A 22247-nucleotide genomic window follows, 5' to 3' on the forward strand; every position below is an offset into this window, starting at 1 on the left:
GAGCTTGCTCCCGCTGGGGCGCGAAGCGGCCCCAAACAATGGGACTGCTGCGCAGTCCAGCGGGAGCAAGCTCCCTCGCCACAGGTTCGGTGTCGCCTTAACTGACTGGCATTAGGGCAAGCCCCCTCCCACATTTGGATCTTCTTGGCTTCAATTATTTGTAGCGCTGTTCGAACACCGCGACCTGTTCGGGTTTTATGAGTTCGAACGGTACCCACACCTCCGATTCGATTGACTCGCCCTTGATCATCCGCACCGCCGCTTGTACCGCTTGCGTCGCCTGGGCTTTGGGGTCCTGGAACACTGAGGCGGTGAGCACGCCGCGCCTGATCGCCGCCAAGCCATCGGGCAGTCCATCGATGCCGACAATCGCCACTTCGCCCTTGGCTTTGCCGGCCTGCTGCAGAGCCATGGCCGCGCCAATCGCCATTTCATCGTTGTTGGCCACAATCGCATCGAACTGCGTGCCCGCCAGCAGCCAGTTGCTGGTCAGGTCCATGGCCTTGCTGCGTTGCCATTCGGCACTTTGCTGCTCGACGATCTTGATCCCGGGAAAGTCCTTGAGCACCTGCTTGGCGCCTTCAGTGCGGTCATGGGTGGCGTTTTGCGCCAGGTCGCCCATGATGATCGCCACGTTGCCCTTGCCGCCGAGTTTTTCCGCGAGGTAGCGCATTTGCAGTTGCCCGGCTTCGATGTCGTTGGACGCCACGGTCACGACCCCCTTGGGCAGCGTGCGTTGGTCCGGATGGCGGTTGACGTACACCAATGGCTTGTTGGCGGCCACGGCGGCGCGGGTCATGTTGGCGGTGGCGGCGGTGTCCACCGGCAGCACGATGACCGCGTCGACGTTCTGGTTGAGGAACCCTTCGACCTGGTTGAGCTGACGCACCACGTCGCCCTGGGCGTCCTCGAACTGGATCTGCACGTCTTGTTGTTTGGCGGCCGTTTCAAGGCCGGTGCGTACGTAGGTCATGAAGTTATCGTCAACCCGCGCGATGCTCACGCCAATGCGGTACGCGGCGAAGGTCCATTGGCTGAACAGCAGCAACAGGGTGGCAACGATCAATGAATAGCGATGCATGAGGTGTTCCTCTTGTTGTTATAGGGTGAAGGCTTGGCGAAAACGCTCCAGGGCGGCTTCGCTGTCGCCGCTGGCCCAGGCTTCCAGGCCGACCACGCCGCTGTAGCCGATGGCATGCAGCGCCCTGGCAATCGCCGGGTAGTGGATTTCGCCGGTGCCGGGCTCCTGGCGCCCGGGCACGTCCGCCACCTGGATTTCGCCGATGGCGCTGCCCGCGCGCTGGATCAATTCGATCAGGTTTCCTTCGCCGATCTGCGCGTGGTAAAGGTCCAGGTTCATTTTCAAATGCGGGCTGCCCACCGCCTCGATCAGCGCCAGGGTGTCGTCGGCGCGGGCGAATGGCGTGCCGGGGTGGTCGACCTCGGTGTTGAGGTTTTCCAGCAGGAACACGCGGCCGGCGTCTTGCCCCAGGCGAGCGATTTTCTCCAGCGTCTTGCAGGCGCTCAGCCACATGCGCCCGGTGGTCCGGCTGACGGGTTGCACCGGCAGGCCGCCGTCACCCAGGCCGGTGCCGTGCAGGTTGAGGCTGGGGCACTTGAGGCGCTCGGCAACGCTTAAGGATTCGCGGGCGCTGTCGAGCAAGTGGCGGATACCGTCGGGGTCAGTGAGCGTGCCGCTGATGTAGCCGGTCATGGAGGTGAAGTCCGCGCCCGTCGCGGCCAGGGCGTTGATGTCCTTGTCGGTCCAGTTCCAGATTTCGGCGCTGAAACCCAGGGCATGAATCCGCTTGACCCGCTCGACGAAGGGCAGGTCGAGGAACACCATCTCGGCACTCACCGCCAGCTTGAACGGGCTCATAGGCTCACCGCCGTGCCTTGCTCGTAGGATTGGATACAGGCGCGGGCAATCGCCAGGGCGGCGCGGGCATCTTCCCCGCTGGCCAGGGGCTTGGCGCCGCTTTGCAGGCAGTCGACGAAGTGGTTGAGCTCGGCAATGTAGGCATCGCGCAACAGGTCGGTGTCCAGGCGTTGGGTGTCGGCCTGGATGCCCTGGGCCTGGTAGCGCACCAGGTCGCAGGCCTGCACGCCGCCCATGGTCAGCATGCCGGCGCTGCCGAACACTTCACCGCGCACGTCATAGCCATACACCGCCTGGAAGCTGGCCTCGGCGGTGGCAATCGCGCCGTTATCGAAGCGGATCGTGACTACGGCGGTGTCGAGCAAACCCTGGCTTTTGTAGTCCGGGGCGATCAGGGCGTCGGCCATCACCTGCACTTGCACCGCTTCGGCGCCGGGGTTGAGGTAGCGCAGGGTGTCGAAGTCGTGGATCAGGGTTTCCAGGAAAATCACCCATTGCGGTGAGGCGCCAGGGTTGTTCAGCGCCGGGTCGCGGGTCAGGGAGCGCAGCAACTGCGGGGTGCCGATTCGGCCTGCGGCGACGTCGAGGTGGGCGGCGCGAAAGCTCTTGGCGAAACGCCGGTTGAAGCCGACTTGCAGTGGCACTCGGGCATCGGCCGCAGCGGCGATGGCGCGGTCGGCTTCATCGAGGGTGATCGCCATGGGCTTCTCGCAGAAGATGCCCTTGCCGGCACGGGCGGCGCTGATCACCAGTTCGGCATGGCTGCGGGCGGGGGCGGCGATGAGTACGCCGTCGATATCCGGGTCGTCGAGCAGTTGCTGCGGGTCGGTGTAAACCTTGGCTACACCCAGCTCTGCCGCCAGACGTGCGGCTTGCCCTGGCGTAGGGTCGGCGATGGCGGCGAGGCAAGCGCCGGGAATGTGCCGGGCGGCGGTCAGGCCGTGGAAGCTGCCCATGCGACCGGCGCCGATCAAGCCCAGGCGGATGTTTTTTGTATTCATGTATGACCCCTTCTTATTGTTGGCCTCAGGACGGTCCTGGCGGGTAGAGGGGCAAGAGCAAAGGCTGTGCCAGAATATAAGTGACTGATATTTAACGGGTATAAATAAAATAGTGTTCATTTAAATGACATGTCTATGCTGATATGTCGAAAACATGAACATGGACACCGCTTATGAGCATGGCGATCAGTGCGCAAGACCTCGATTACCTGACGGCGCTGGGCCCCGCGGCGCTGAATGACGGCCCGGTTGCAGCCTTGGAGCAGGCGTGGCAGGCCTGCCTGAGCGGCCAGCTGCAGCGCCCGCCCGAGGTGCGTCAGACGATCTGGGATTCCTGGCGGCGCAGCATCGAGGCCGGCATCGATCCGGCAGACAACGCCTACCGTTTCGTCGCTGCCGACACACTGGCGGCCACCCTGGCCAGCCACCGCGTGCTGATCGCCGCCGCCGCGCAAGTCATGCATGGATTGCTGGCGTACAACCCGCGCGGTCATATCAACCTTACCGACGCTGACGGCACCACTTTGTATTTCTGCGGGCTGGACATCACTCCCGTGGGCAGTCGCCTGCTCGAATCGGTGCAGGGCACCAACTGCACCGGCCTGGCGCTGGCCGAAGATCATCTGGTGTATGTGCTGGCCGAAGAAAACTTCGCCGTCGGCCTGCGTCAACGCCGCATGCACTGCGCCGCCGCGCCGATCAAGAATGCCCAGGGCCAGACCCTGGCCATGCTGACGCTGACGGCCGAGCCCGGCTGGTTTCACTTCCATACCCTGGGCACCGTCCAGGCGGCCGCCGAGGCCGTGTCGCGGCAGATGGCGCTGCAGGCGTTGCTGCAAGAGCAACAAACCGTGCTTGAAGTGCTTAACGAAGGCTTGGTGGTGCTGGATGAACGCGGGTGCATCAAGGCGATCAATCGCTACGCGCGGCAACTGTTCAACGTGGGCCTGGAGCTGCTCGGCAGCCCCTTCAATCGCCTCGCTCGCAGCGAGCTGAGCGACGCCATGCTCCTGCGCGGCGGCGAAAACGTGCGCGATCTGGACTGCACCTTTCACTTGCACGACCGCAGCCAACTCGCCTGCCTGGTCTCGGTGTGCCCGCTGGAGCAGGGCGGGGTGATCGTGTCGGTGCGTGAAAACCGCCGCATCCGCGAAATCACCCGGCGCATTGTCGGCACCCAGGCCCGCTACACCTTTGAAACCATCCAGGGCACCTCGCGCGCGATCCAGGACGCGCTGCACCTGGGACGCATCGCCAGTCGCAGTGATTCCACCACCTTGATCCTCGGCGAAAGCGGCACCGGCAAAGAGTTATTTGCCCAGGCCATTCATAACGCCAGCGAGCGTTGCACTGGCCCCTTCGTCGCGGTCAATTGCGGCGCGATCCCACGGGACCTGGTGCAAAGCGAATTGTTCGGCCATACCGAAGGCGCATTCACCGGCTCGGCGCGCGGCGGTTCGGCGGGCAAGTTCGAACTGGCCGATGGCGGGACGATTTTCCTCGATGAAATCGGCGACATGGCCTTCGACGCGCAAGTCAGCCTGTTGCGCGTATTGCAGGAAGGCGAGGTGACCCGCGTGGGCGCGAAGACCTCACGGCAGGTGGATGTGCGCATCATTGCGGCGACCCACCGCAATCTCAGCCAGGCGGTGGCCGAGGGAGCGTTCCGCGAAGACCTTTACTACCGCCTCAACGTGCTGAATATCACCGTGCCGCCCCTGCGGATGCGCCGTGACGATATTCCCTTGCTGGCGCGGCATTTCCTGCAGCGTTGCGCGCACTCATTGCGCAAATCGCTGCAAGGATTCTCGCCGGATGCGTTGGCGTTGCTGTCGGCCCATGGCTGGCCGGGCAACGTGCGCGAGCTGGAAAACGCGATTGAGCGGGCGACCAACCTAGCGATAGGCGCGTTGATCGAGCCTGGCGATTTACCCTTGGAGGCCAGGCCGCGCGCCCCGGCCAGCCCATATGCCGCGCCACCCACCCAAGACCTGAGCAGCCACGAGATGCACGCCATCGTCACGGCGCTGAAAAACACCGCTGGCAATATCCGCTTGGCCGCCCAGCAGCTGAACGTGTCGCGGGGCGGGCTGTACAACAAGATGAATCGGTTCGGGCTGAATGCCGGGGATTTTCGCGGCCGGTGAACGGTTACCGATGCGGGAGGGCGATGAAGCGCACGCCGCCCTCTGTAGGAGCGAGCTTGCTCGCGAAAAATTCAGGCCCCCCGCGTTTATCCAGAATAAACGCGTTGCCTGGGCGTTTTTCGCGAGCAAGCTCGCTCCTACAAAAAGCTCTGACTGACTGGCATCAGGGCAAGCCCCCTCTTCAGGTGCCCATGTTTTCCGAGGTGACGATGTGCGGCGGGATGTGCACCCGATGCCGCGCCGGATCGAACGCCTCGTCGCTCTGCAGCGCCACCAGCAAGTCCACCAGTGCCACCGCGGTCTGGCGCGGCTGCGAATCCATCACCACATCGATCAACCCTCGGCCCAGGGCCTGGCGCGACAGTTCGGTGGACTCCTGCAAAATGCAGCACAACATCGGGCGCTTGGGCAGTTGCGCCAGGGCGTTGATCACGCCGTCACCGCCACCGCCCACCACGCACAAGCCGCGCAGGTCGGTGTGGCGGCTGAGCAGGTCGAGGGTGGCTTCCTCGGTGATGTCGCAGTTGTCCAGATTGATCAGGGGTTCCAAGGGCTTGAGCCCCGGTGCGTGTTCGGCCAGGTAGTTGTGCAAGCCTTCGACCCGCGCCTGGTGGCCGAGAAAACGGTGGCCCCCCAGCAGAATGCCCACGCTGCCTTTGCGCCCACCGCAGGTGCGCGCCAACAGCCAGCCCATGGTGCGGCCGACGACGTGATTATCCTGGCCCACATAAGGTTCGGCCGCGCGTTCGTGGATATCCGAGAGCAGCGCCACCACCGGCACCCCGGCTGCGCGGATCTGCGCCAGGCACGCATTGATCAACGGGTGGGCGAAGCTGACCACCGCCAGCGCGTCGCACTGCACGGCCAGTTGCTCGATCTGCGCGACGATGGCGCTGGGTGTGCGGTCGACGATGTACTCGAACTGGCAGCTCAGGTTGGCGCTGGCGTGCTGCTGCGCCGCCGCGCTGATCGACTGGGCCAGGTTGGCATAGAACGCCTGGGCGGTACCCAGCAGGAGAATGCCGAAACGGTAGGTCGGACGCCGTTCGCGAATACGCTGGCCGATCAGTCGCGCGGCGAAATAACCGACCGCTTCGGCGGCCTGGAACACCTGTTCGGCGGTGTCCGGATTGACCGGTGCGCGAGCGTTCAATACGCGGTCGACGGTGGCCACGCTGAGGCCCGCATGGGCGGCAACCGTGGCGATGGTCGGGCGTTTATGGGTATTCATGGCGAGCCCCTTGAGCGTCTTGATAGAAAACTATCAAGCCCCGCTGGGCCTGGATGATAGCTTGATAGGGAATGGATTCAAGCCCTTGAGGCTGATTTGGCCGCGCTCTATGGTTGGTTTCGCAAAGCCCCTGAAACCCCACGCTTGCGGAGAACAATAACAATGCCTGAACACACCGCTCACCGCGCCCGGCGCGATTACAGCCTGACCGGCCCCGAAGCCGCCCGCGCCGCCGAAAAAGGCCTGGTCTCGGCCCGTTGGTACCAATCGCCGATCCCGCGCAAACGCATGAAGGAACTGATGCAGCGCCGTGACGGCCCGGCCCTGGTCGACACGGCCATCTGGTTCACCGCGTTGTTCGTCACAGGCTTTGGCGGCTACTGGTTCTGGGGCTCCTGGGCCTGTGTGCCGTTCTTCCTCGCCTATGGCGTGCTCTACGGCACCGCCTCCAACCCGCGCTGGCACGAAACCGGGCATGGCACGGCGTTCAAGACCCGCTGGATGAATGACGCGCTGTACCCGCTGGCGTGCTTCATGTGCCTGTTCGAACCCCATGTGTGGCGTTGGAGCCATGCCCGGCATCACACCGACACCATCGTCGTCGGCCGCGACCCGGAGATCGTCGAGCCGCGCCCGCCGAGCTTTTGGATGATGTTTCTGAGCCTGTTCAATCTGCCCCTGGCCTGGAAGACCTTCAGTGGTGTGGCCCGCCATGCCATCGGCCGCATGAGCGCCCAGGAACGGGACTTCATCCCCGAATCCGAATGGCCCAAGGTGTTTCGCGCCGCGCGCATCTGGGTGGGCATTTACGCGTTGATCATCGGCACCGCCTTGTACCTGCACAGCTGGCTACCGCTGATGCTGGTGGGCCTGCCGAGTCTCTATGGCGCCTGGCTCGGTTACCTGTTCGGCCTTACCCAGCACGTGGGCCTGGCCGAAGATGTGCTCGACCATCGCAGCAACTGCCGCACCATTTACATGAACCGCGTGCTGCGCTTTATCTACATGGACATGAACTACCACCTCGAGCACCACATGTACCCGATGGTGCCGTACCACGCGCTCGAACAACTGCACGAAGAAATCCGCAGCGACTGCCCGCCGCCGTACGCCAATCTGTTCGAGGCCTACCAGGAAATCCTGCCAACCCTGTGGAAACAGCGCAGCGACCCGACCTATTTCGTCCAGCGCCCCACCCATAGTGGCGAGCGAGCTTGCTCGCGCTGGGCTGCGCAGCAGCCCCAATAAACCTGAAGCGGTCTTTCAGATAACCCTCAATCGCGATCCTGGGGCCGCTTCGCAGCCCAGCGCGAGCAAGCTCGCTCGCCACCAGGAACGTTATCCACCTGGAGAAAAAAGTCATGAACGATCAATGGATCGACGTCTGCGCCGTGGGCGAAATAGACGAAGAAGACGTGTTGCGCTTCGACCACGGGGCACATACCTATGCGGTGTTCCGCTCCGCCGACAATGAGTTTTTCGCCACCGCCGGCCTGTGCACCCACGAAAAAATCCACCTGGCCGACGGCCTGGTCATGGACCATGTGATCGAATGCCCCAAGCACAACGGACGTTTCGATTACCGCTCCGGCAAGGCCCTGGGCGCGCCGGTTTGCGTCAACCTGAAAACCTATCCGGTACGGGTCGAAGCGGGGCGAGTGTTGCTCGCTGTCACGGCGTGATGATGAGCGCGCCCCTGATTATCGTCGGCGCCGGCCATGCAGGTGGCCGTGCGGCGTTGACCCTGCGCGAGGAGGGTTACGACGGTCGGCTGATCCTGATCGGCGACGAACCGCACGTACCCTACGAACGACCGCCGCTGTCCAAAGGCCTGTTGCAAGGCAGCCAGGACCTGGCCGGGTGCAGCCTGTGCGACAGCGCGCGGCTGGCCGAGCTGGATATCGAGCATATTGCCGGCAATGCGGTCAGCCAGCTGGCGCCGCAGCAGCATCGGCTGCAACTGGCCGATGGCCGCTGGCTGGACTATGCCGGCGTGCTACTCGCCACTGGCGGCCGTGCGCGGCGTCTGCCTCAAGCCCAGGCCAATGTGCTTTACCTGCGCACCCACGATGAAGCGCTGGCCCTGCGCGCCCAGTTGCGCCCCGGCACACGGCTGGTGATCGTCGGCGGTGGGTTTATCGGCCTGGAAGTGGCGGCGACCGCGCGAGGCCTGGGCTGCGCGGTGACGGTGCTCGAAGCCGGGCCGCGCCTGGCGGGCAGGGTATTGCCAGCGATCATCAGTGAAGCATTGCTGGATCTGCACCGCGAGCAGGGTGTGGACGTGCGCTTGAACGTCACTGTGGAATCCATCCAGGCCGACGCCGTACACCTGGTGGATGGGCAGACGCTGCCGTGTGATTTGGTGGTGGTCGGTATCGGCATGCAACCCAATATCGAACTGGCCGTAGCGGCCGGGCTGGACGTCGGGCAGGGCATTCGCGTTGACGTGCACTTGCGCACCAGCGCGGCGAATATCTACGCAGCAGGAGACGTCTGCGAGTTCCGGCTTGACGGCCTCTATCAGCGTCAGGAAACCTGGCGCAATGCCGAGGCCCAGGGGCGGCATGCCGCGTTGAACCTGCTGGGCCGGGCATTGCCCTTCGACGCCGTGCCGGGTTTCTGGTCCGACCACTATGACTGGGGCTTGCAGACAGTCGGCGTGATGACGCCGAAGGTGGTCAGCCGCGCCTTGCCCCACGGCGGTTTGCTGCTGTTCTACCTCGATGCCGATGGGTATTTGCAAGGCGCCTGCGGTTGGGCGTCGGGCAACAGCGTCGCCAAGGACATCAAGCTGTGCGAACGCCTGATCATCGCCCATGTGCCGTTGCCGCCGGTGGGCCTGGCTGATCCGGCGGTCTCTCTCAAACACTGGCTGCGGGGCTGACATGCGCGAATTTCTGGTATTCCAATCGCTGTGGGCGATGCACACCGAACCCGGCCCGCTCGAGGCGCAGTTGGATCGAATCGCCGCCGCCGGTTTCGATGGCGTCACCGATCACTACTGGAAGGCGGCCGAGGTCGCACGCTTGCACGCGGCCACCGCCGCACGGGGTTTGCAGATCGAAGGCCAGCTGTTTCCGCAATCGGTGGATGACCTGGCGCGGGCACTGGAGGTGATCAGCCGCTACGGCTGTCATCACCTCACCCTGCAAGCTGACGTGCGCCCGCGTACCCAGGCCGAGGCGGGCCGGTTGATTGAAGGCTGGCAACGCCTGGCCGAGCAGCTGGATTTCCCGATCCTGCTGGAAACCCACCGTTATCGCCTGACCAGTGACCTGCTGTTCACCCTCGACCTGCTGGCGCACATGCCTGACCTGAAACTGCTGGCGGACCTGTCCCACTACGTGGTCGGTCGCGAATTGCCCGATCCCGGCGCCGCCGACGACGATGAACAGATACGCACCATCCTGCGCCATAGCTGGGGCTTTCATGGGCGCGTAGCCAGCAGTGAACAGGTGCAGGTCGCGCTGGATTTTGCGCAGCATCAACCCTGGGTGGAACGCTTTCTCGGCTGGTGGCGCTACGGAATCGAGGACTGGTTGGCCCGCCCGAGCACCCCCCAAAGCCTGTCCTTCACCTGCGAACTCGGCCCGCCGCCCTATGCGATCACCGGCGCGGACGGCCGGGAACTCAGTGATCGCTGGGCTGAGGCGCTCACCCTGAAAACCCTGGTTCGCAACCTATGGAAGCAGTGCCTGGACGATCAACTCAGCAGCCCGGTGCTGACCGCCCCAATCAAAAACACCCCGAGCAGCGCGCGGTAGATCACGAACGGCCAGGTGGAGAAGCGTTCCAGAAACTTCATCAGGCCCCAGATCGCGAAAAACGCCGAAATGCTTGCCACCACCAGGCCGAAGAGCAAGTGCGGCCAGGCATGGGCGGGCAGGTCGGCATGCAGCAGCACCCACAGTTCTTTCAGGCCGGCGAGGGCGATGGCGGGCAGGCCCAGCAGGAACGAAAAGCGTGCTGCTTCTTCGCGTTTGAAATTCAGGAACAGCGCGGCGGTCAAGGTCGAGCCCGAGCGCGAGACCCCGGGAATCAACGCGCCGATCTGCGCGATGCCCACGATCAACGCATCACGCAAACGCATTTCGCTCACCTCGCGGGTGTGACGAGCGCGTAGTTCGGCAGCAGCCAGTAACACCGCCATCACCACACAGGCAATACCGATCACCATCAGCCCACGCAGCGGCGAGTTGCAGGTATTCAAGATTGACGACAGCGCCAGGCCGGCGATGCAGATCGGGATGGTCGCCAGCACAATCGCCACCGCCAGCTTGAACCAGCGGTCGTTGTAGTCGCCCCGGCGCACGGCACTGATGCTGCCCGTGGTCACTTGCTGCACATCGCGCCAGAAGTAGCTCACCACCGCCGCCAGCGCCGCCAACTGCATCGCTGCGGAAAACGCCGAGCCAGGGTCTTGCCAGCCAAGCAGGGCCGGCACCACGCGCATGTGCGCGGTGGACGACACCGGCAGCAATTCGGTAATGCCCTGGATCACCCCCAGGATAAAAATCTGCAGATAATCCAGGGAGGCAAACCCCACATCCAGGCCGGCGGAGCAGACGTTAGTCAAAATACGTGTCCTTGAAAAAAGGGAGAGCCGGCGAAGTTTATTCTAAATGTTTCTGGATTTCGGCCAGGGGCCAGGGCTATTTGCAATCGGTTCAGCCAATAGAAAGGTTGGGCAATGTATTGGCCTTGCCAGCCGATTTGTGAACAATGGCGCCCTGCTTTTTTCCACCGAGAGCCCCATGCCTGAAACCACCGTCGAATTGATCCAGACCGGCCCTGAACATGCCGAGCTGATCCGCAATCTCTACCAGTACTACGCCTATGAGTCTTCGGATTGGGAGCAGGAAGATGTCGAGGCCGATGGCCGTTTTTACATCCACGACGAGCACCTGGCCCGCTATTGGCAAGACCCGCAGTGGAGCGCCAACCTGTTATTGGTCGACGGCTATGTGGCCGGCTTCCTGTTGATCGAAGGCAGCGAACTGCCAGGCATCGATGCCCTGGAGCTGGCCGACCTGTTCATCCTCAAGCGCTACCGCCGCAAAGGCATCGGCCGCGCCATCGCCACCCAGGTGCTGTGCAGCGGCGAGGCCAATTGGCTGGTGCGGTTTTATGACCAGGACGAAGTGTCCCAGGCGTTCTGGCGCACGGTGCTGGATAACCTGCCGCGCCCGGTGCAAACCCTCGAACTCGAGGATGAACCGCACTTGATCAGCTACCTGGTGACCCACGCTTCACTGCATTGAGCGGCCATGGGCCTGGGCGGGGCTGAACAACACCTGCTGCATCGCCTGTGGCGGTTGCCCGAAGGCTCGCAGGAACGCCTGGCGCATGCGCTCGCGATCACCAAAGCCGGTTTCGCGGGCTACCACTTCGACCGGGTGGCGACTGGTTTCCATCATCGCTCGCGCCGCCTCCACGCGCAGGGCTTCGATGGCCTTGGCCGGCGTCTGCCCGGTTTCTTCGCGAAACACCCGGCTGAACTGGCGTGGGCTGAGGCGGGCGACATCGGCCAGGGCTTCCACCGACAGGTCGTGGGTGAGGTTTTCGCGGGCGTAGGCCAGGGCCAGTTGGACGCGGTCGGACCTGGGGTCCAGTTCCAGCAAGGCCGACAGTTGCGACTGTTCACTGCCGCGCCGTTGTGCGATCACCAGCTTGCGCGCAATGCGCCGGGCCAGGTCGCTGCCCAGGTCGTTCTCGACCATGGCCAGCGCCAGGTCGACCCCGGCGCTCATGCCGGCGCCGGTCCACACCTGGCCATCCACCACGAATAACTTGTCTTCTTCCAGGCGGATATCCGGGTAGCGCTTGCGAAACGCCGGTGCGTGGATCCAGTGGGTGGTGGTGCGCTTACCTTCCAGCAGCCCGGCTTCGGCCAGCACGAAAATACCCATGCACAGCGAGGCCACGCGGCGCGATTGCGCGGAGGCGGCCTTGACCATCTCCAGCAGATTGGCTTCCGGCAGGCGAAACTCCAGGTAGCCGCTGACGATCAGCGTGTCGTAACCCTGCGGTCGAATCGGCGCGGTGTTCACCGAAAAACCCTGGGAAGTCATGACCGCGCCGCCGCTTTCCGACACCAGGTGAAACTCATAGGCCGGCTCGCCCCGCAGCAGGTTGGCGCACTCGAACACCGAGCCCAGGCTGAGGCTCAAGGACTGGAAATTCGGGTAAACCATCAACGCAACGCTGTGCATCGGCATTCTCCAAGGGGCGCGGGAGAGGCGATTGTCGGCGCGTGCCAGGTAAACGGCAACTGCCTTTGGCCGATGGCCGGAATCCTTGCGCATATGACATTGTGAGCCCGCGCTTGCGGCCCTAACATTCCTCCAACGAACTAGACGACTGGTCTAATCGGCAGGGGCGAAGCATGAACAGCGAAACCAAAAGTGCACGGCAGACCATTCTTGAAAGTGCGCAAGCGATTGTGGGCAGCAAGGGATTTTCCGCGGTGGGATTGAACGAAATACTTCAAGCCGCCGACGTGCCCAAGGGTTCGTTCTATCACTACTTCAGCTCCAAGGACGCCTTCGGTGTGGTGTTGCTCGATACGTATTTCGACAACTACGTGCTCGGCATGCAGCAGTTGTTCAGCCAGGCGGACCTGTCTGCATACGCCAAGCTGATGCGCTACTGGCAGGCCTGGATCGACAACCACACCGGCTGCACCGACGCCGGAAAATGCCTGGCCGTCAAACTCGGCGCCGAAGTGTCTGACCTGTCAGAGCCGATGCGCCTGGCGTTGCAACGCGGCACTTCACGCACCATCGAGTTGCTCGCCCTGGCGCTGCAGCACGGTGTGCAAGACGGCTCGCTGATGATCGGGCAACCCCCCGAAAGCCTGGCGCGACGCCTGTATGCGTTGTGGCTGGGGACCAGCGTCATGGGCAAGATTACCCGTACCACCGCGCCGTTCGATGAGGCGCTGGGGCTGACCCGACAGTTGTTGGGCCACCCCGAAAACCCTGTTAATCACAACGATCGAGGCACTGGAAAATGAAAGTATTAATGGTACTGACCTCTCACGACCAGCTTGGCGATACCGGCCGCAAGACCGGCTTCTGGCTCGAAGAGTTTGCCGCTCCCTATTACGCGTTCAAGGACGCCGGTGCCGATGTAGTGCTGGCATCGCCCGCCGGTGGCCAGCCGCCGCTGGACCCGGTCAGCGATCAGCCGGACTTCCAGACCGACCAAACCCGACGCTTCGCCGCCGACCCGGCCGCGCAACAGGCCTTGGCCACCACGGTGAAACTGGACTCGGTCAACGCCGATGACTTCGACACCGTGTTCTACCCAGGTGGCCACGGCCCGCTGTGGGACCTGGCCGAGTCGCCGGTGTCCATCGCGCTGATCGAATCGTTCGAGCGTGCCGGCAAGCCTGTCGGGTTGGTCTGCCATGCACCGGGTGCCTTGCGTCACGTCAAGGCGGTCAACGGCGAACCCTTGATCAAAGGCCGTCGCGTCACCGGGTTCTCCAACTCCGAAGAGGCGGCAGTGGAATTGACCGAGGTGGTGCCCTTCCTGATTGAAGATGAATTCAAGAAGCTGGGTGGCAACTATGAGAAGGGCGCTGACTGGCAGTCTTTCGTGATCGTCGATGGCTTGCTGGTGACGGGGCAGAACCCCGGCAGCTCCAGCGAAGTGGCCAAGGCGCTGCTCAAACTCACCGCTTAATTTAAATAACCGATTGATGCGTTGGCGGCTCGCGAGAGTCGCCAGTGTTTTCGTTCGTCCTGAATTTGGAATATCCCATGGCTCATCCATTGAACACCCCAGTAAAACTGGGACATCACACCTTGAACAACCGCATCGTGTTGCCGCCCCTGACGCGCCAGCGCAGTGCCCAGCCCGGCGATATCGCCACCGACTTGATGGCCCGCTACTACCGTCAACGCGCCAGCGCCGGTTTCATGGTCAGCGAGGGCACCCAGATCGAGCCGCGTGGTCAGGGTTACGCGTGGACGCCGGGGATCTACACGCCGGCGCAAATCGACGGCTGGCGCAAGGTCACCGAGGCGGTGCATGCCGAGGGCGGGGTGATCTTCGCCCAGTTGTGGCATGTGGGCCGCGTGTCCCATAACGCCTTGCAACCCGAGGGCGCCGCGCCGGTCGCACCGTCGGCGATCCAGGCCGTGCAAGCGAAGGCATTTATCGAAACCGCGCCGGGTGTCGGCGAGCTGAAACAGCCCCCGGTACCCCGTGCCCTGACGGTGCTGGAGATCGAGGAACTGGTCGGTCACTACGCACAGGCGGCGCGCAATGCACTGGACTCAGGCTTTGACGGGGTGGAGATTCATGCGGCCAACGGCTACCTGGTCAACCAGTTCATCTCGGCCCATTCGAACCAGCGTGAGGATGAATACGGCGGCTCACTGGACAACCGTCTGCGCTTTCTGCGCGAGATCGTCGAAGCCGTCTGCCGCGTAGTGGGCCCGGAGCGTGTGGGCGTGCGCTTTTCGCCTTTGTTCAGCGGCACCGACCAAGATCGCGTGTACATCGGCCTGGTGGAAGAAGACCCGCACCACACCTACATCGAAGCGATCAAAGTGCTGGAGCAGTCGGGTATCGCCTATGTCTCCATCGCCGAAGCCGACTGGGATAACGCCCCCGTCCTGCCGCACAGCTTCCGCCAGGCCGTGCGCAGCACCTTCAGCGGGCGCATCATCTACGCCGGCCGCTACACCGCTGAGCGCGGCGCGCAACTGGTGCAAGCGGGGCTAGCGGACCTGATTGCATTCGGGCGGCCGTTCATTGCCAACCCGGACTTGCCGCAGCGGATTTTCAATGGCTGGCCGTTGAATGCGTTGAAGGCTGAAGGGCTGTATGGCGGGACTGAGGCGGGGTATGTCGATTATCCGGAATATGCCAAACCGGACTGAGCTGAGCGTTACCCCTGTAGGGGAGGGCTTCGCCCTCCAGCGGGAGCAAGCTCCCTCGCCACAGGGGCGTGAAGGGTTTATTCGACGCGCAACACAATCTTGCCGATATGGTCCCCGCCTTCCATGCGGGCGTGGGCCTGGGCGGCGTCGGTGTATTCGTACACCTTGTCGATGATCGGCAGGCAGCGCCCCTCGCTCAACACTGGCCAGATATGTTCACGCAACTGCTCGGCAATCGCGGCCTTTTCTTCGCGGGTGCGTGCGCGCAATAGCGAACCGGTGATCACCGCGCGTTTGCCGAGAATGGTCAACAGGTCCACATCATTGGCCTTGCCGCCACCGAGAAAGCCCAGCATCACCAGGTGGCCGTCCATGCCCAAAGCCTTGAGGTTGTTGTTGAGGTAGGAGGCTCCCATGATGTCGAGGATCACATCGACGCCCTGGCCGGCGGTCTTCTCGGCGATGACCTGGGCAAAATCTTCCTCGCGATAATTGATCGGCTGCGCGCCGAGCTTGGCAATTGCCGCGCATTTATCGGCGCTGCCGGCGGTGGCGAAGGCCTGGATACCGAATTCCTGGCAGAGCATCAAGGCGGTGGTGCCGATGCCGCTGGTGCCGCCGTGGATCAAGGCGCGTTCGCCGCTGCAGGCGCCGCCCAGGCCAAACAGGTTGGCCCAGACGGTGAAGAAGGTTTCCGGCACGGCAGCGGCTTGAATCCAGTCCATGCCTTCGGGAATCGGCAACGCCTGGCTGGCCGGCACCGCGCAGAACTGCGCATAGCCGCCGCCATTGGTCAGGGCGCAGACCTTATCGCCGAGCGCGTATTGATCCACGCCTTCGCCCAGCGCCACCACTTCACCGGCCACTTCCAGGCCGGGGATCGGGCTCATGCCGGGTTTCATCGGGTACTTGCCGGCCCGCTGCAAGGCGTCGGGGCGGTTGACCCCGGCCGCATGCACGCGAATCAGGATCTCGCCCGGGCCGGCCACCGGTACGTCTGCACGTCGCGGTTGCAGCACTTCGGGGCCGCCGGGGGCGGTGATTTCGATCAGGGTCATTTCTTGAGGCAGGGTCATGAAGGGGTTCCTGTGACGATGAGCGTATGGGTTGGGACCGTGGCGAGCGGTCGACGGTTCAGCCAGATCATGCCCGCTTCCAGCAACAGTGCAACCACAATGGCGCCCGCCGCGATCAGGAACAACAGCCCATGCTGGCCGCCACTGCCATTGAACAGCGCCGAGTAGGCAAAGCCGGCGAGCGCCTGGAAGGTGGCAAAAGACACCGTCGCCCGGCTCCAGGCGATTTGCTGCGAGTGATGCTCGGGAATCAGTTCGTGGATTCGCGCCAGCGCCAGCGGCACAATGCCCGGCGGGAACGAGCCGAGGATCAGCGCCAACACGGCAAGGGCCACGAACGAGCTGGAGACCGCCAGCGAGCCCAATGCAATCGCCTGTATCACCAGCACGACGCGAATACTCAAGCGGGCACCGAGGGTGTCGGCAAGAAATCCGTAGGTCACCGGCCCGACGATGGCGCCCAGGCCATACATCACCCAGATCATCGCCCCGACATGCGCCCCGGCACCCAGGCCGCGTGCCACGTAATCCACCAGGAACACCATGGCCGGCACCAGGCCCGCCGCCATGAAGGCGTATTGCGCGAACAGCAGGTACACCGCTGCCGGTGTCGGCGCTTTAGCCGTTGGCGGCGTTGCCTCCTGCAGCGTGCCGTTGGGCCAGGCGAACCAACTGGCGGCGGTCAGCACCAGGGCCAGCAGGCCCAGGCCGAACCAGGTCTGCTGCAGGCCCAGACTCAACAACGGCGGCACGATTGTGCCGGAGCCGGCGATACCCAGGCCGATGCCGAGGAAGATCGCACCACTGGCCACGCCACGGCGCGGGGCCGGAACATGCGGCAGCACGGTCGCCGCTACCAACACCATGATCGCGCCGCCGGCGATGCCCGACAGCAAGCGCCAGGCGAAGAACCACAGCACCGACAACGGATAGCCACAGGCGAAAAACGCCAGGGTCACTGCCACCATCATCAGGCGCAGCGCCGTTTTGTTGGACGTCGCTCGGGCGATGGGCCGTCCGATCAGCGCGCCCACCAGGTAACCCACCAGGTTCGCGGCGCCGAGGTAGACCACGTCGCTGGCGGAAAACCACTGGGCCTGGATCAGCGCGGGGATCAACGGCGTATAGGCAAAGCGCGCCAGGCCGATGCTGACCAGGCTGGCGCAGAGCCCGGCGAAGATCGGTAACCAGACGGCGTTTCGGGATGAAGCCTGTGTGTGCAGCATGATGGCGGTCCTGGATATTTTTCTGTGGCGCCCAGCATAGCCAGGATTGCTGATGCAATAATGCAGCGAATTTGCGGCGCGTTGATGCGTTTACGCAGCGGAGGTATTGATGAATTGGGACGATGCGCGAGTGTTCCTCGCGGTATGCCGGGAAACCACATTACGTGGCGCGGCTCGGGTGCTGGGCGTGGACCAGGCCACGGTCGGGCGGCGGATCAACGCCTTGGAAAAGTCCCTCGGCGCGACGTTGTTCCTGCGCACTTCCGAGGGCTATGCCTTGACCGCCGTCGGCGAAGCCGCGTTGCTTTCGGTGGAAAAAATGGAGCGTTCGGCCCTGGAGTTGCAGCGCCAGATACAAGGGCTGGATGAGCGTCTCACCGGCACCGTGCGCGTCAGCACCACCGACTCTTTGGCCATCGACTTCCTGATCCCGGCCATCGCGCGTCTGCATGAGCAGCACCCGGACGTGCGCGTGCAGCTGGACGCCTCGACCCAGTTCCTCAGCCTGGCCAAGCGTGAAACCGATATCGCCGTGCGTAACATCCGCCCGGACAACCCGGACCTGATCGCCCGGCGCATCGCCCGCTGGCCGGTGGGGCTGTTCGCGGCGCAGTCCTATATCGACCGCCACGGCGTGCCGGAACCCGGCAGCCTGTTCGAAGGCCATGACCTGGTGGTGTATCAACCCTACCTGCAAAGCCAGAAAGACTTGACGCTGGTCTGCGAACCGTTGGGGCGCGGGCGGATTGTGGCAGCGTTGAGCTCCAGCCTGCTGGTACGCCGCGCGATTGCCGCTGGCATCGGCATCGGCGAGATCCCGGTGTACACCGGCGAACGCGACGGCCTGGTCCGCCTGTGGCCGCAGCGCACGCGACCGTTGCCCTATGACGTCTGGCTGGTAACCCACGCCGACCTGCGCCATACCGCACGGGTGCGGGTGGTGATCGATGAAATTGTTGCGGGTTTTTCAGCGTCGCCGACCTAAGGTCAGCACACGCCTGCAAGCCCATCGTCGCGGCCAGGGCCACACTGGCGGTCGGTCATTTTCGACGGACACAGGTGGCATATGAACGAAACAAAAAAACAGGATGTCGGGCTGTTGTTCCTGCGGGTCAGCGGGGCGCTGTTTTTGCTGTGGGTGCACGGGTTGCCGAAACTGCTCAACTACAGCGACCAGTTGAAGCTGATCGAAGACCCGTTTCACCTGGGCGCGCCGACCACCTTGCTGCTGGCCATATTTGCCGAGGTGCTGTGCCCGCTGTTGATCATCGCAGGGGTGTGGACGCGCCTGGCATGCCTGCCGATCCTGGCGGTGCTGGTGATCGCGCTGCTGGTGGTGCATCCGGAATGGACGCTGTTCGAAGGGCAGTTTGGCTGGCTGTTGATGATTATCTTCACCAGCATCCTGATTGCGGGGCCGGGGAGCCTACGGCTGGGGCAGCGATTGGCCTGAATAGTAAAAGGTGATTCAAATGTGGGAGGGGGCTTGCTCCCGATAGCGGTGGGTCAGTTATCAGTACACTGACTGAACCACCACTATCGGGAGCAAGCCCCCTCCCACAGGGGTTACTCAGCGGTTCAGGAAGGCCAGCAGGTCTTCATTGAGCTGCTGGGTGTGGGTGGCGGCAAACCCGTGGGGCGCATCTTTGTACACCTTCAGTTGCGCGCCCTTGATCATCTCGGCGGCAACTTTGCCAGTGGTTTCGAACGGAACGATCTGGTCACCGTCACCGTGGATGACCAGGGTCGGCACGTCGATTTTGGCCATGTCCGGGCGGAAGTCGGTCTGGGAGAACGCGGTGACGCAATCCACGGTGGCTTTCAGCGAGGCTTGCAGCGCGATCTGCAGGGTCTGGGTGAGCACGCCCTCCGAGACTTTCTGGCCCTTGTTGAGGCCAAAGAACGGCGTGTTGAAATCGCTGATGAATTGCGCGCGGTCCTTCAGCAGGCCGGCCTTGATGCCATCGAAGACGTCGTTGGGCACGCCCTGCGGGTAATCGGCTTTCTGCCCGAAGATCGGCGTCACCGCACCCAGCAATACCAGCCCGGCGACCCGCGCGCTGCCATGGCGCGCGATATAGCGGGCCACATCACCGCCACCCATGGAGAAACCCACCAGGGTCACGTCGTTGAGGTCCAGGTGGTCGATCAACTGGGCGATGTCGTCGGCGAAGGTGTCGTAGTCGTTGCCGGTCCACGGCTGGTCCGAGCGGCCAAAGCCTCGGCGGTCGAACGCGATCGTGCGAAAGCCACGGCTGCTCAGGTATTCCATCTGGTATTCCCACATATCGGCATCCAGCGGCCAGCCGTGGCTGAACAGCACGGGTTTGCCGCTGCCCCAGTCCTTGAAGTAGATCTGGGTACCGTCTTTGGCAACGAATGTGCTCATCTGAAACTCCTGTGTCTGCATGAAAAGACTGAGTAAAAAATCCGCCTTGTTACATCGCGAAAAGCCTGCGCCAAAAAACCAAGCCGGGCTTGTATCGGTGTGCTTGCCTCAATTACCAACTGAACTTGAGCTCCATGCCCAGGTAGTTGCTGTCGTGCCCGCCGGCATCACGCAGGGTCTGGCCGACAGCGTAGTGCACGGCTTCGACCGCGCCGGTCAGGTTCGGCGTGAAGGCGTAGTCGGTTCTCAGCTGACCGTAGGCACCGGTCCAGCGTTCACCCTGGCCCGCAGTGCCGGCGACCGGCACGCTGGGCTGGGTGTAGACCGCATCCGCAGTGGTTTGCCGCCACAGCAGGCCGATGGCGGTTTGCACGCTGAGCTTGGCGATCGGCTTGACGGTGATCGATGGCTTGACGTGAATCAGGTTGCTGTAGCCGGTATAGCCCGCCAGGGAAAAGTAGTAGCCGTTGGGAAACAGCGGGTTGAAGGTGCCGACGGTGCCGTCACCGGTTTTGCGATCGCCCGAGGCGATGTCCAGTTGCAGGCCCAGGCGCGGCTTCCACGCCAGGCTGTCGAAGGTGTAGCCGGTGCGGCTGCCGCCGGCCCAGGCGCGAATGTCCTTGTTGCCCACCGAGCCGCCTTGCAGCATGGCTTCGATGTCCCAGTCGAAGCCCTGGGCCGCGCCGCCCAGGCGCGCGTCGAACAGCTGGCGCGTTTCGTCGCCATCGGCGTCCAGGTAGTGCGCCGCGCTGCGCTCGTACACGCCGTAGTAGGCCGACAGCTCATTCGTGCCGCCCACCAGGCGCTCGACCCGCAGCATATGAAAACGCGCGTCACTGTTGGACTTGTCGTCGAAATGCCGGCCATCCTGGTACTGCACCGGTTGGCTGGCGATCCCGATAAAGCGCCAGTTCGGCGTTTCCCAGTCGGCCCACAACGCATCGAACGACTGCCGCACATTCGGACCGTCCCGTGACGAAATGAAGCGCTGCAAGTCGAAGGCAAAATCCTGGCGACCGATACGGCTCTTGAACGTGCCGCTGCTGAAGGTGTTCACGTATTCGGCGAAGGCCAGGCGCAAATCCACGCGGTTCTGATCGGCGCCGCCTAGGGTGGTTTTGTCATAGGCGCGCACGTCTTCGAGCTGGGTGAACACGCGCCAGTGTTCATTCAAATGCAGGTCGGCATGAACCTGGAAGCGCTGGATCAGGTAGCGATCACGGGCCACGTCCTTCACGCCGAAACCGCTGGCGTCATTCATCTCGAAACGCTCGCGCAAGGTCGCACCCAGAGACAGGTAGGTGAACGGGTTGGCGCCCGACAGCGGGATGTACTTGAGGGTGTCCAGCGGCTGCGTGCGCAGCGCCGGATCCTTGAGCACCGACCAGTCTTCCTGCCAGCGATTGGCCTTGATCGCCGGGCGGCTCGGTGGGTCGTCGGCGTGGACGCTGCCGACGAGCAGCGGCCACAGCACGGCCAGGCTCCAGCCTGTATGACGGATCATTTTTTCGCGGTGAGCTGGTGAATTTCCGCCACATAACCGCCGGGGAATTCGACCATTGCACTGCGCCGGCCTTTGCTGTCGAACGCGGGCACCAGCACCTTGGCCCCAGACCCGCTGGCCTTGCCGAGGGTGGCGGCCAGGTCGCTGACCTGATAGCCGGTGGTGTCGTGGCCGAACGGGTAGGGCAGATGGCCATTGGTGACCAGCACCGCCATGCGCCCGAAGGCTGACTCGATCTCGACGCGACGGTACTCGCCGCCCGCTTGGCCGATATCAGCGGCGGGGGCGTGCTTGTCGTCGTTCACTATGTTGCCGTGGGAGAAGCCGAGGAACGCCTTGATAAAGCGCTCGGCGCTGTCATTGGACACATACACGCGGTTCTCCGGAACCGCCTCGAACGCCGCGTAGTCCGGGGCCTTGGTGTGCCAGTAGAGCTGCATGTTGACGCCGCCTGGCCACTGCACCACGGCATCACGGCCGATGGGGTCGGGAAAATCGCTGACGATCACATCGGCGCCATTGTCCCGCGCCGCTTTCAGGGCTACATCCATGTCCTTGACCAGATAGCCGTTGCGTTCCTGGCCGAACGGATGCGGCACGGGCGTGGTGAAGCCGAACAACGAGACCGTGCCCGCCGGGGTCTGCAGCAATTGCGAAGTGGTGCTGCTTGGCACCGGCAGCACATTCACCACCACCTGGGGTGTGCTCTTGCCGCCGAAGGTGGCCAGGAAGCTCTGGGCGAAACGGTCGACATCGGCCGGCGCCACATACACGTGGCTGGTGTCGTATTGGGGCGCCACGGCGACGCTTGGGGTGGCCGCCAAAGCGCTGTTCATCATGGCGCTTGCCAACAGCGTCAATGCTACGGATACCTTGATTGCTTTGTTACGCATGCCCATT

Annotated in this window: 22 protein-coding genes; 11 read left to right on the plus strand and 11 right to left on the minus strand. The window is 63.4% G+C overall.

The window, feature by feature from the left end; genetic code table 11:
• Positions 1–154: 154 nt before the first annotated feature.
• Genes C4J85_RS11350 through C4J85_RS11360 form a run of 3 tightly spaced genes read right to left on the minus strand, consistent with a single transcriptional unit; the run spans position 155 to position 2880 of the window.
• The gene (locus C4J85_RS11350; protein ID WP_124409613.1) at positions 155–1081 is read right to left on the minus strand and encodes a sugar ABC transporter substrate-binding protein; all 927 of its coding nucleotides are present in this window, start codon (positions 1079–1081) and stop codon (positions 155–157) included.
• Positions 1082–1099: 18 nt separating this feature from the next.
• Positions 1100–1879, minus strand: a complete 780-nt coding sequence (locus C4J85_RS11355) for a TIM barrel protein (protein ID WP_124366725.1) — start codon at positions 1877–1879, stop codon at positions 1100–1102.
• Complete coding sequence (locus C4J85_RS11360; RefSeq protein WP_124370426.1) at positions 1876–2880, minus strand: Gfo/Idh/MocA family oxidoreductase; 1005 nt, start codon at positions 2878–2880, stop codon at positions 1876–1878. Before C4J85_RS11360 ends, C4J85_RS11355 begins: the two co-directional genes overlap by 4 nt.
• Positions 2881–3053: 173 nt before the next feature.
• On the opposite strand from C4J85_RS11360, the gene C4J85_RS11365 reads away from it, so the two are divergent.
• Entirely contained in the window at positions 3054–5027 is a 1974-nt protein-coding gene (locus C4J85_RS11365) for a sigma-54-dependent Fis family transcriptional regulator (RefSeq protein WP_124409614.1), read from the plus strand.
• Positions 5028–5208: 181 nt separating this feature from the next.
• Here the strand turns inward: C4J85_RS11365 and C4J85_RS11370 are convergent, their stop codons facing one another.
• The gene (locus C4J85_RS11370) at positions 5209–6258 is read right to left on the minus strand and encodes a LacI family DNA-binding transcriptional regulator (protein WP_124409615.1); all 1050 of its coding nucleotides are present in this window, start codon (positions 6256–6258) and stop codon (positions 5209–5211) included.
• 162 nt (positions 6259–6420) lie between these two features.
• Between C4J85_RS11370 and C4J85_RS11375 the strand changes: the two genes are divergently transcribed.
• The 4 genes from C4J85_RS11375 to C4J85_RS11390 all read left to right on the plus strand — a co-directional run bounded on the left by C4J85_RS11375 (position 6421) and on the right by C4J85_RS11390 (position 10022).
• Positions 6421–7506, plus strand: coding sequence for a fatty acid desaturase family protein (locus C4J85_RS11375; protein ID WP_124409616.1), 1086 nt, complete (start codon positions 6421–6423; stop codon positions 7504–7506).
• 113 nt (positions 7507–7619) lie between these two features.
• On the plus strand, positions 7620–7940 hold the full coding sequence (locus C4J85_RS11380) for a MocE family 2Fe-2S type ferredoxin (protein WP_053128781.1): 321 nt from the start codon (positions 7620–7622) through the stop codon (positions 7938–7940).
• A 2-nt stretch (positions 7941–7942) separates the two neighbouring features.
• A complete protein-coding gene (locus tag C4J85_RS11385) occupies positions 7943–9142 on the plus strand; it encodes an NAD(P)/FAD-dependent oxidoreductase (RefSeq protein WP_124409617.1) in 1200 nt (399 codons plus the stop codon).
• Between the two features lies 1 nt (position 9143).
• Complete coding sequence (locus C4J85_RS11390) at positions 9144–10022, plus strand: sugar phosphate isomerase/epimerase (protein ID WP_256657902.1); 879 nt, start codon at positions 9144–9146, stop codon at positions 10020–10022.
• On the opposite strand, the gene C4J85_RS11395 is transcribed toward C4J85_RS11390, so the two are convergent.
• Positions 9962–10834, minus strand: coding sequence for an undecaprenyl-diphosphate phosphatase (locus tag C4J85_RS11395; protein ID WP_124366731.1), 873 nt, complete (start codon positions 10832–10834; stop codon positions 9962–9964). The two genes, C4J85_RS11390 and C4J85_RS11395, sit on opposite strands and share 61 nt — an antisense overlap.
• Before the next feature lie 178 nt (positions 10835–11012).
• On the opposite strand from C4J85_RS11395, the gene C4J85_RS11400 reads away from it, so the two are divergent.
• Positions 11013–11519, plus strand: a complete 507-nt coding sequence (locus C4J85_RS11400) for a GNAT family N-acetyltransferase (protein ID WP_124366732.1) — start codon at positions 11013–11015, stop codon at positions 11517–11519.
• On the opposite strand, the gene C4J85_RS11405 is transcribed toward C4J85_RS11400, so the two are convergent.
• Entirely contained in the window at positions 11508–12470 is a 963-nt protein-coding gene (locus C4J85_RS11405) for a GlxA family transcriptional regulator (RefSeq protein WP_124409618.1), read from the minus strand. The two genes, C4J85_RS11400 and C4J85_RS11405, sit on opposite strands and share 12 nt — an antisense overlap.
• Before the next feature lie 173 nt (positions 12471–12643).
• On the opposite strand from C4J85_RS11405, the gene C4J85_RS11410 reads away from it, so the two are divergent.
• From C4J85_RS11410 to C4J85_RS11420, 3 genes are all read left to right on the plus strand, one after another.
• Entirely contained in the window at positions 12644–13273 is a 630-nt protein-coding gene (locus C4J85_RS11410; RefSeq protein ID WP_124409619.1) for a TetR/AcrR family transcriptional regulator, read from the plus strand.
• Positions 13270–13947, plus strand: a complete 678-nt coding sequence (locus C4J85_RS11415; RefSeq protein ID WP_124409620.1) for a type 1 glutamine amidotransferase domain-containing protein — start codon at positions 13270–13272, stop codon at positions 13945–13947. The genes C4J85_RS11410 and C4J85_RS11415 overlap by 4 nt, the downstream gene beginning before the upstream one ends.
• A 77-nt stretch (positions 13948–14024) precedes the next feature.
• A complete protein-coding gene (locus C4J85_RS11420) occupies positions 14025–15152 on the plus strand; it encodes an alkene reductase (protein ID WP_124409621.1) in 1128 nt (375 codons plus the stop codon).
• Between the two features lie 77 nt (positions 15153–15229).
• On the opposite strand, the gene C4J85_RS11425 is transcribed toward C4J85_RS11420, so the two are convergent.
• Complete coding sequence (locus C4J85_RS11425) at positions 15230–16228, minus strand: NAD(P)H-quinone oxidoreductase (protein ID WP_124403926.1); 999 nt, start codon at positions 16226–16228, stop codon at positions 15230–15232.
• Complete coding sequence (locus tag C4J85_RS11430) at positions 16225–17454, minus strand: YbfB/YjiJ family MFS transporter (protein WP_124409622.1); 1230 nt, start codon at positions 17452–17454, stop codon at positions 16225–16227. The genes C4J85_RS11425 and C4J85_RS11430 overlap by 4 nt, the downstream gene beginning before the upstream one ends.
• Before the next feature lie 109 nt (positions 17455–17563).
• On the opposite strand from C4J85_RS11430, the gene C4J85_RS11435 reads away from it, so the two are divergent.
• Both C4J85_RS11435 and C4J85_RS11440 read left to right on the plus strand, forming a co-directional pair.
• On the plus strand, positions 17564–18439 hold the full coding sequence (locus C4J85_RS11435) for a LysR family transcriptional regulator (RefSeq protein ID WP_124370437.1): 876 nt from the start codon (positions 17564–17566) through the stop codon (positions 18437–18439).
• Positions 18440–18520: 81 nt separating this feature from the next.
• Complete coding sequence (locus C4J85_RS11440; protein ID WP_124409623.1) at positions 18521–18907, plus strand: DoxX family protein; 387 nt, start codon at positions 18521–18523, stop codon at positions 18905–18907.
• 117 nt (positions 18908–19024) lie between these two features.
• Here the strand turns inward: C4J85_RS11440 and C4J85_RS11445 are convergent, their stop codons facing one another.
• The 3 genes from C4J85_RS11445 to C4J85_RS11455 form a co-directional block, all read right to left on the minus strand.
• On the minus strand, positions 19025–19843 hold the full coding sequence (locus tag C4J85_RS11445; protein ID WP_124409624.1) for an alpha/beta fold hydrolase: 819 nt from the start codon (positions 19841–19843) through the stop codon (positions 19025–19027).
• Between the two features lie 112 nt (positions 19844–19955).
• On the minus strand, positions 19956–21347 hold the full coding sequence (locus C4J85_RS11450; protein WP_124409625.1) for an alginate export family protein: 1392 nt from the start codon (positions 21345–21347) through the stop codon (positions 19956–19958).
• Complete coding sequence (locus C4J85_RS11455; RefSeq protein WP_124409626.1) at positions 21344–22240, minus strand: VOC family protein; 897 nt, start codon at positions 22238–22240, stop codon at positions 21344–21346. The genes C4J85_RS11450 and C4J85_RS11455 overlap by 4 nt, the downstream gene beginning before the upstream one ends.
• Between the last annotated feature and the right edge of the window lie 7 nt (positions 22241–22247).

Source organism: Pseudomonas sp. R4-34-07, assembly GCF_003852375.1.
In the GTDB taxonomy this organism is placed as follows: Bacteria; Pseudomonadota; Gammaproteobacteria; order Pseudomonadales; family Pseudomonadaceae; genus Aquipseudomonas.

Coding starts and splice junctions, on each gene's coding strand:
- C4J85_RS11350 (WP_124409613.1), bottom strand. CDS start 1,081: ATGCATCGCTATTCATTGATCGTTGCCACCCTGTTGCTGCTGTTCAGC.
- C4J85_RS11355 (WP_124366725.1), bottom strand. CDS start 1,879: ATGAGCCCGTTCAAGCTGGCGGTGAGTGCCGAGATGGTGTTCCTCGAC.
- C4J85_RS11360 (WP_124370426.1), bottom strand. CDS start 2,880: ATGAATACAAAAAACATCCGCCTGGGCTTGATCGGCGCCGGTCGCATG.
- C4J85_RS11365 (WP_124409614.1), top strand. CDS start 3,054: ATGAGCATGGCGATCAGTGCGCAAGACCTCGATTACCTGACGGCGCTG.
- C4J85_RS11370 (WP_124409615.1), bottom strand. CDS start 6,258: ATGAATACCCATAAACGCCCGACCATCGCCACGGTTGCCGCCCATGCG.
- C4J85_RS11375 (WP_124409616.1), top strand. CDS start 6,421: ATGCCTGAACACACCGCTCACCGCGCCCGGCGCGATTACAGCCTGACC.
- C4J85_RS11380 (WP_053128781.1), top strand. CDS start 7,620: ATGAACGATCAATGGATCGACGTCTGCGCCGTGGGCGAAATAGACGAA.
- C4J85_RS11385 (WP_124409617.1), top strand. CDS start 7,943: ATGAGCGCGCCCCTGATTATCGTCGGCGCCGGCCATGCAGGTGGCCGT.
- C4J85_RS11390 (WP_256657902.1), top strand. CDS start 9,144: ATGCGCGAATTTCTGGTATTCCAATCGCTGTGGGCGATGCACACCGAA.
- C4J85_RS11400 (WP_124366732.1), top strand. CDS start 11,013: ATGCCTGAAACCACCGTCGAATTGATCCAGACCGGCCCTGAACATGCC.
- C4J85_RS11405 (WP_124409618.1), bottom strand. CDS start 12,470: ATGCACAGCGTTGCGTTGATGGTTTACCCGAATTTCCAGTCCTTGAGC.
- C4J85_RS11410 (WP_124409619.1), top strand. CDS start 12,644: ATGAACAGCGAAACCAAAAGTGCACGGCAGACCATTCTTGAAAGTGCG.
- C4J85_RS11415 (WP_124409620.1), top strand. CDS start 13,270: ATGAAAGTATTAATGGTACTGACCTCTCACGACCAGCTTGGCGATACC.
- C4J85_RS11420 (WP_124409621.1), top strand. CDS start 14,025: ATGGCTCATCCATTGAACACCCCAGTAAAACTGGGACATCACACCTTG.
- C4J85_RS11425 (WP_124403926.1), bottom strand. CDS start 16,228: ATGACCCTGCCTCAAGAAATGACCCTGATCGAAATCACCGCCCCCGGC.
- C4J85_RS11430 (WP_124409622.1), bottom strand. CDS start 17,454: ATGCTGCACACACAGGCTTCATCCCGAAACGCCGTCTGGTTACCGATC.
- C4J85_RS11435 (WP_124370437.1), top strand. CDS start 17,564: ATGAATTGGGACGATGCGCGAGTGTTCCTCGCGGTATGCCGGGAAACC.
- C4J85_RS11440 (WP_124409623.1), top strand. CDS start 18,521: ATGAACGAAACAAAAAAACAGGATGTCGGGCTGTTGTTCCTGCGGGTC.
- C4J85_RS11445 (WP_124409624.1), bottom strand. CDS start 19,843: ATGAGCACATTCGTTGCCAAAGACGGTACCCAGATCTACTTCAAGGAC.
- C4J85_RS11450 (WP_124409625.1), bottom strand. CDS start 21,347: ATGATCCGTCATACAGGCTGGAGCCTGGCCGTGCTGTGGCCGCTGCTC.
- C4J85_RS11455 (WP_124409626.1), bottom strand. CDS start 22,240: ATGCGTAACAAAGCAATCAAGGTATCCGTAGCATTGACGCTGTTGGCA.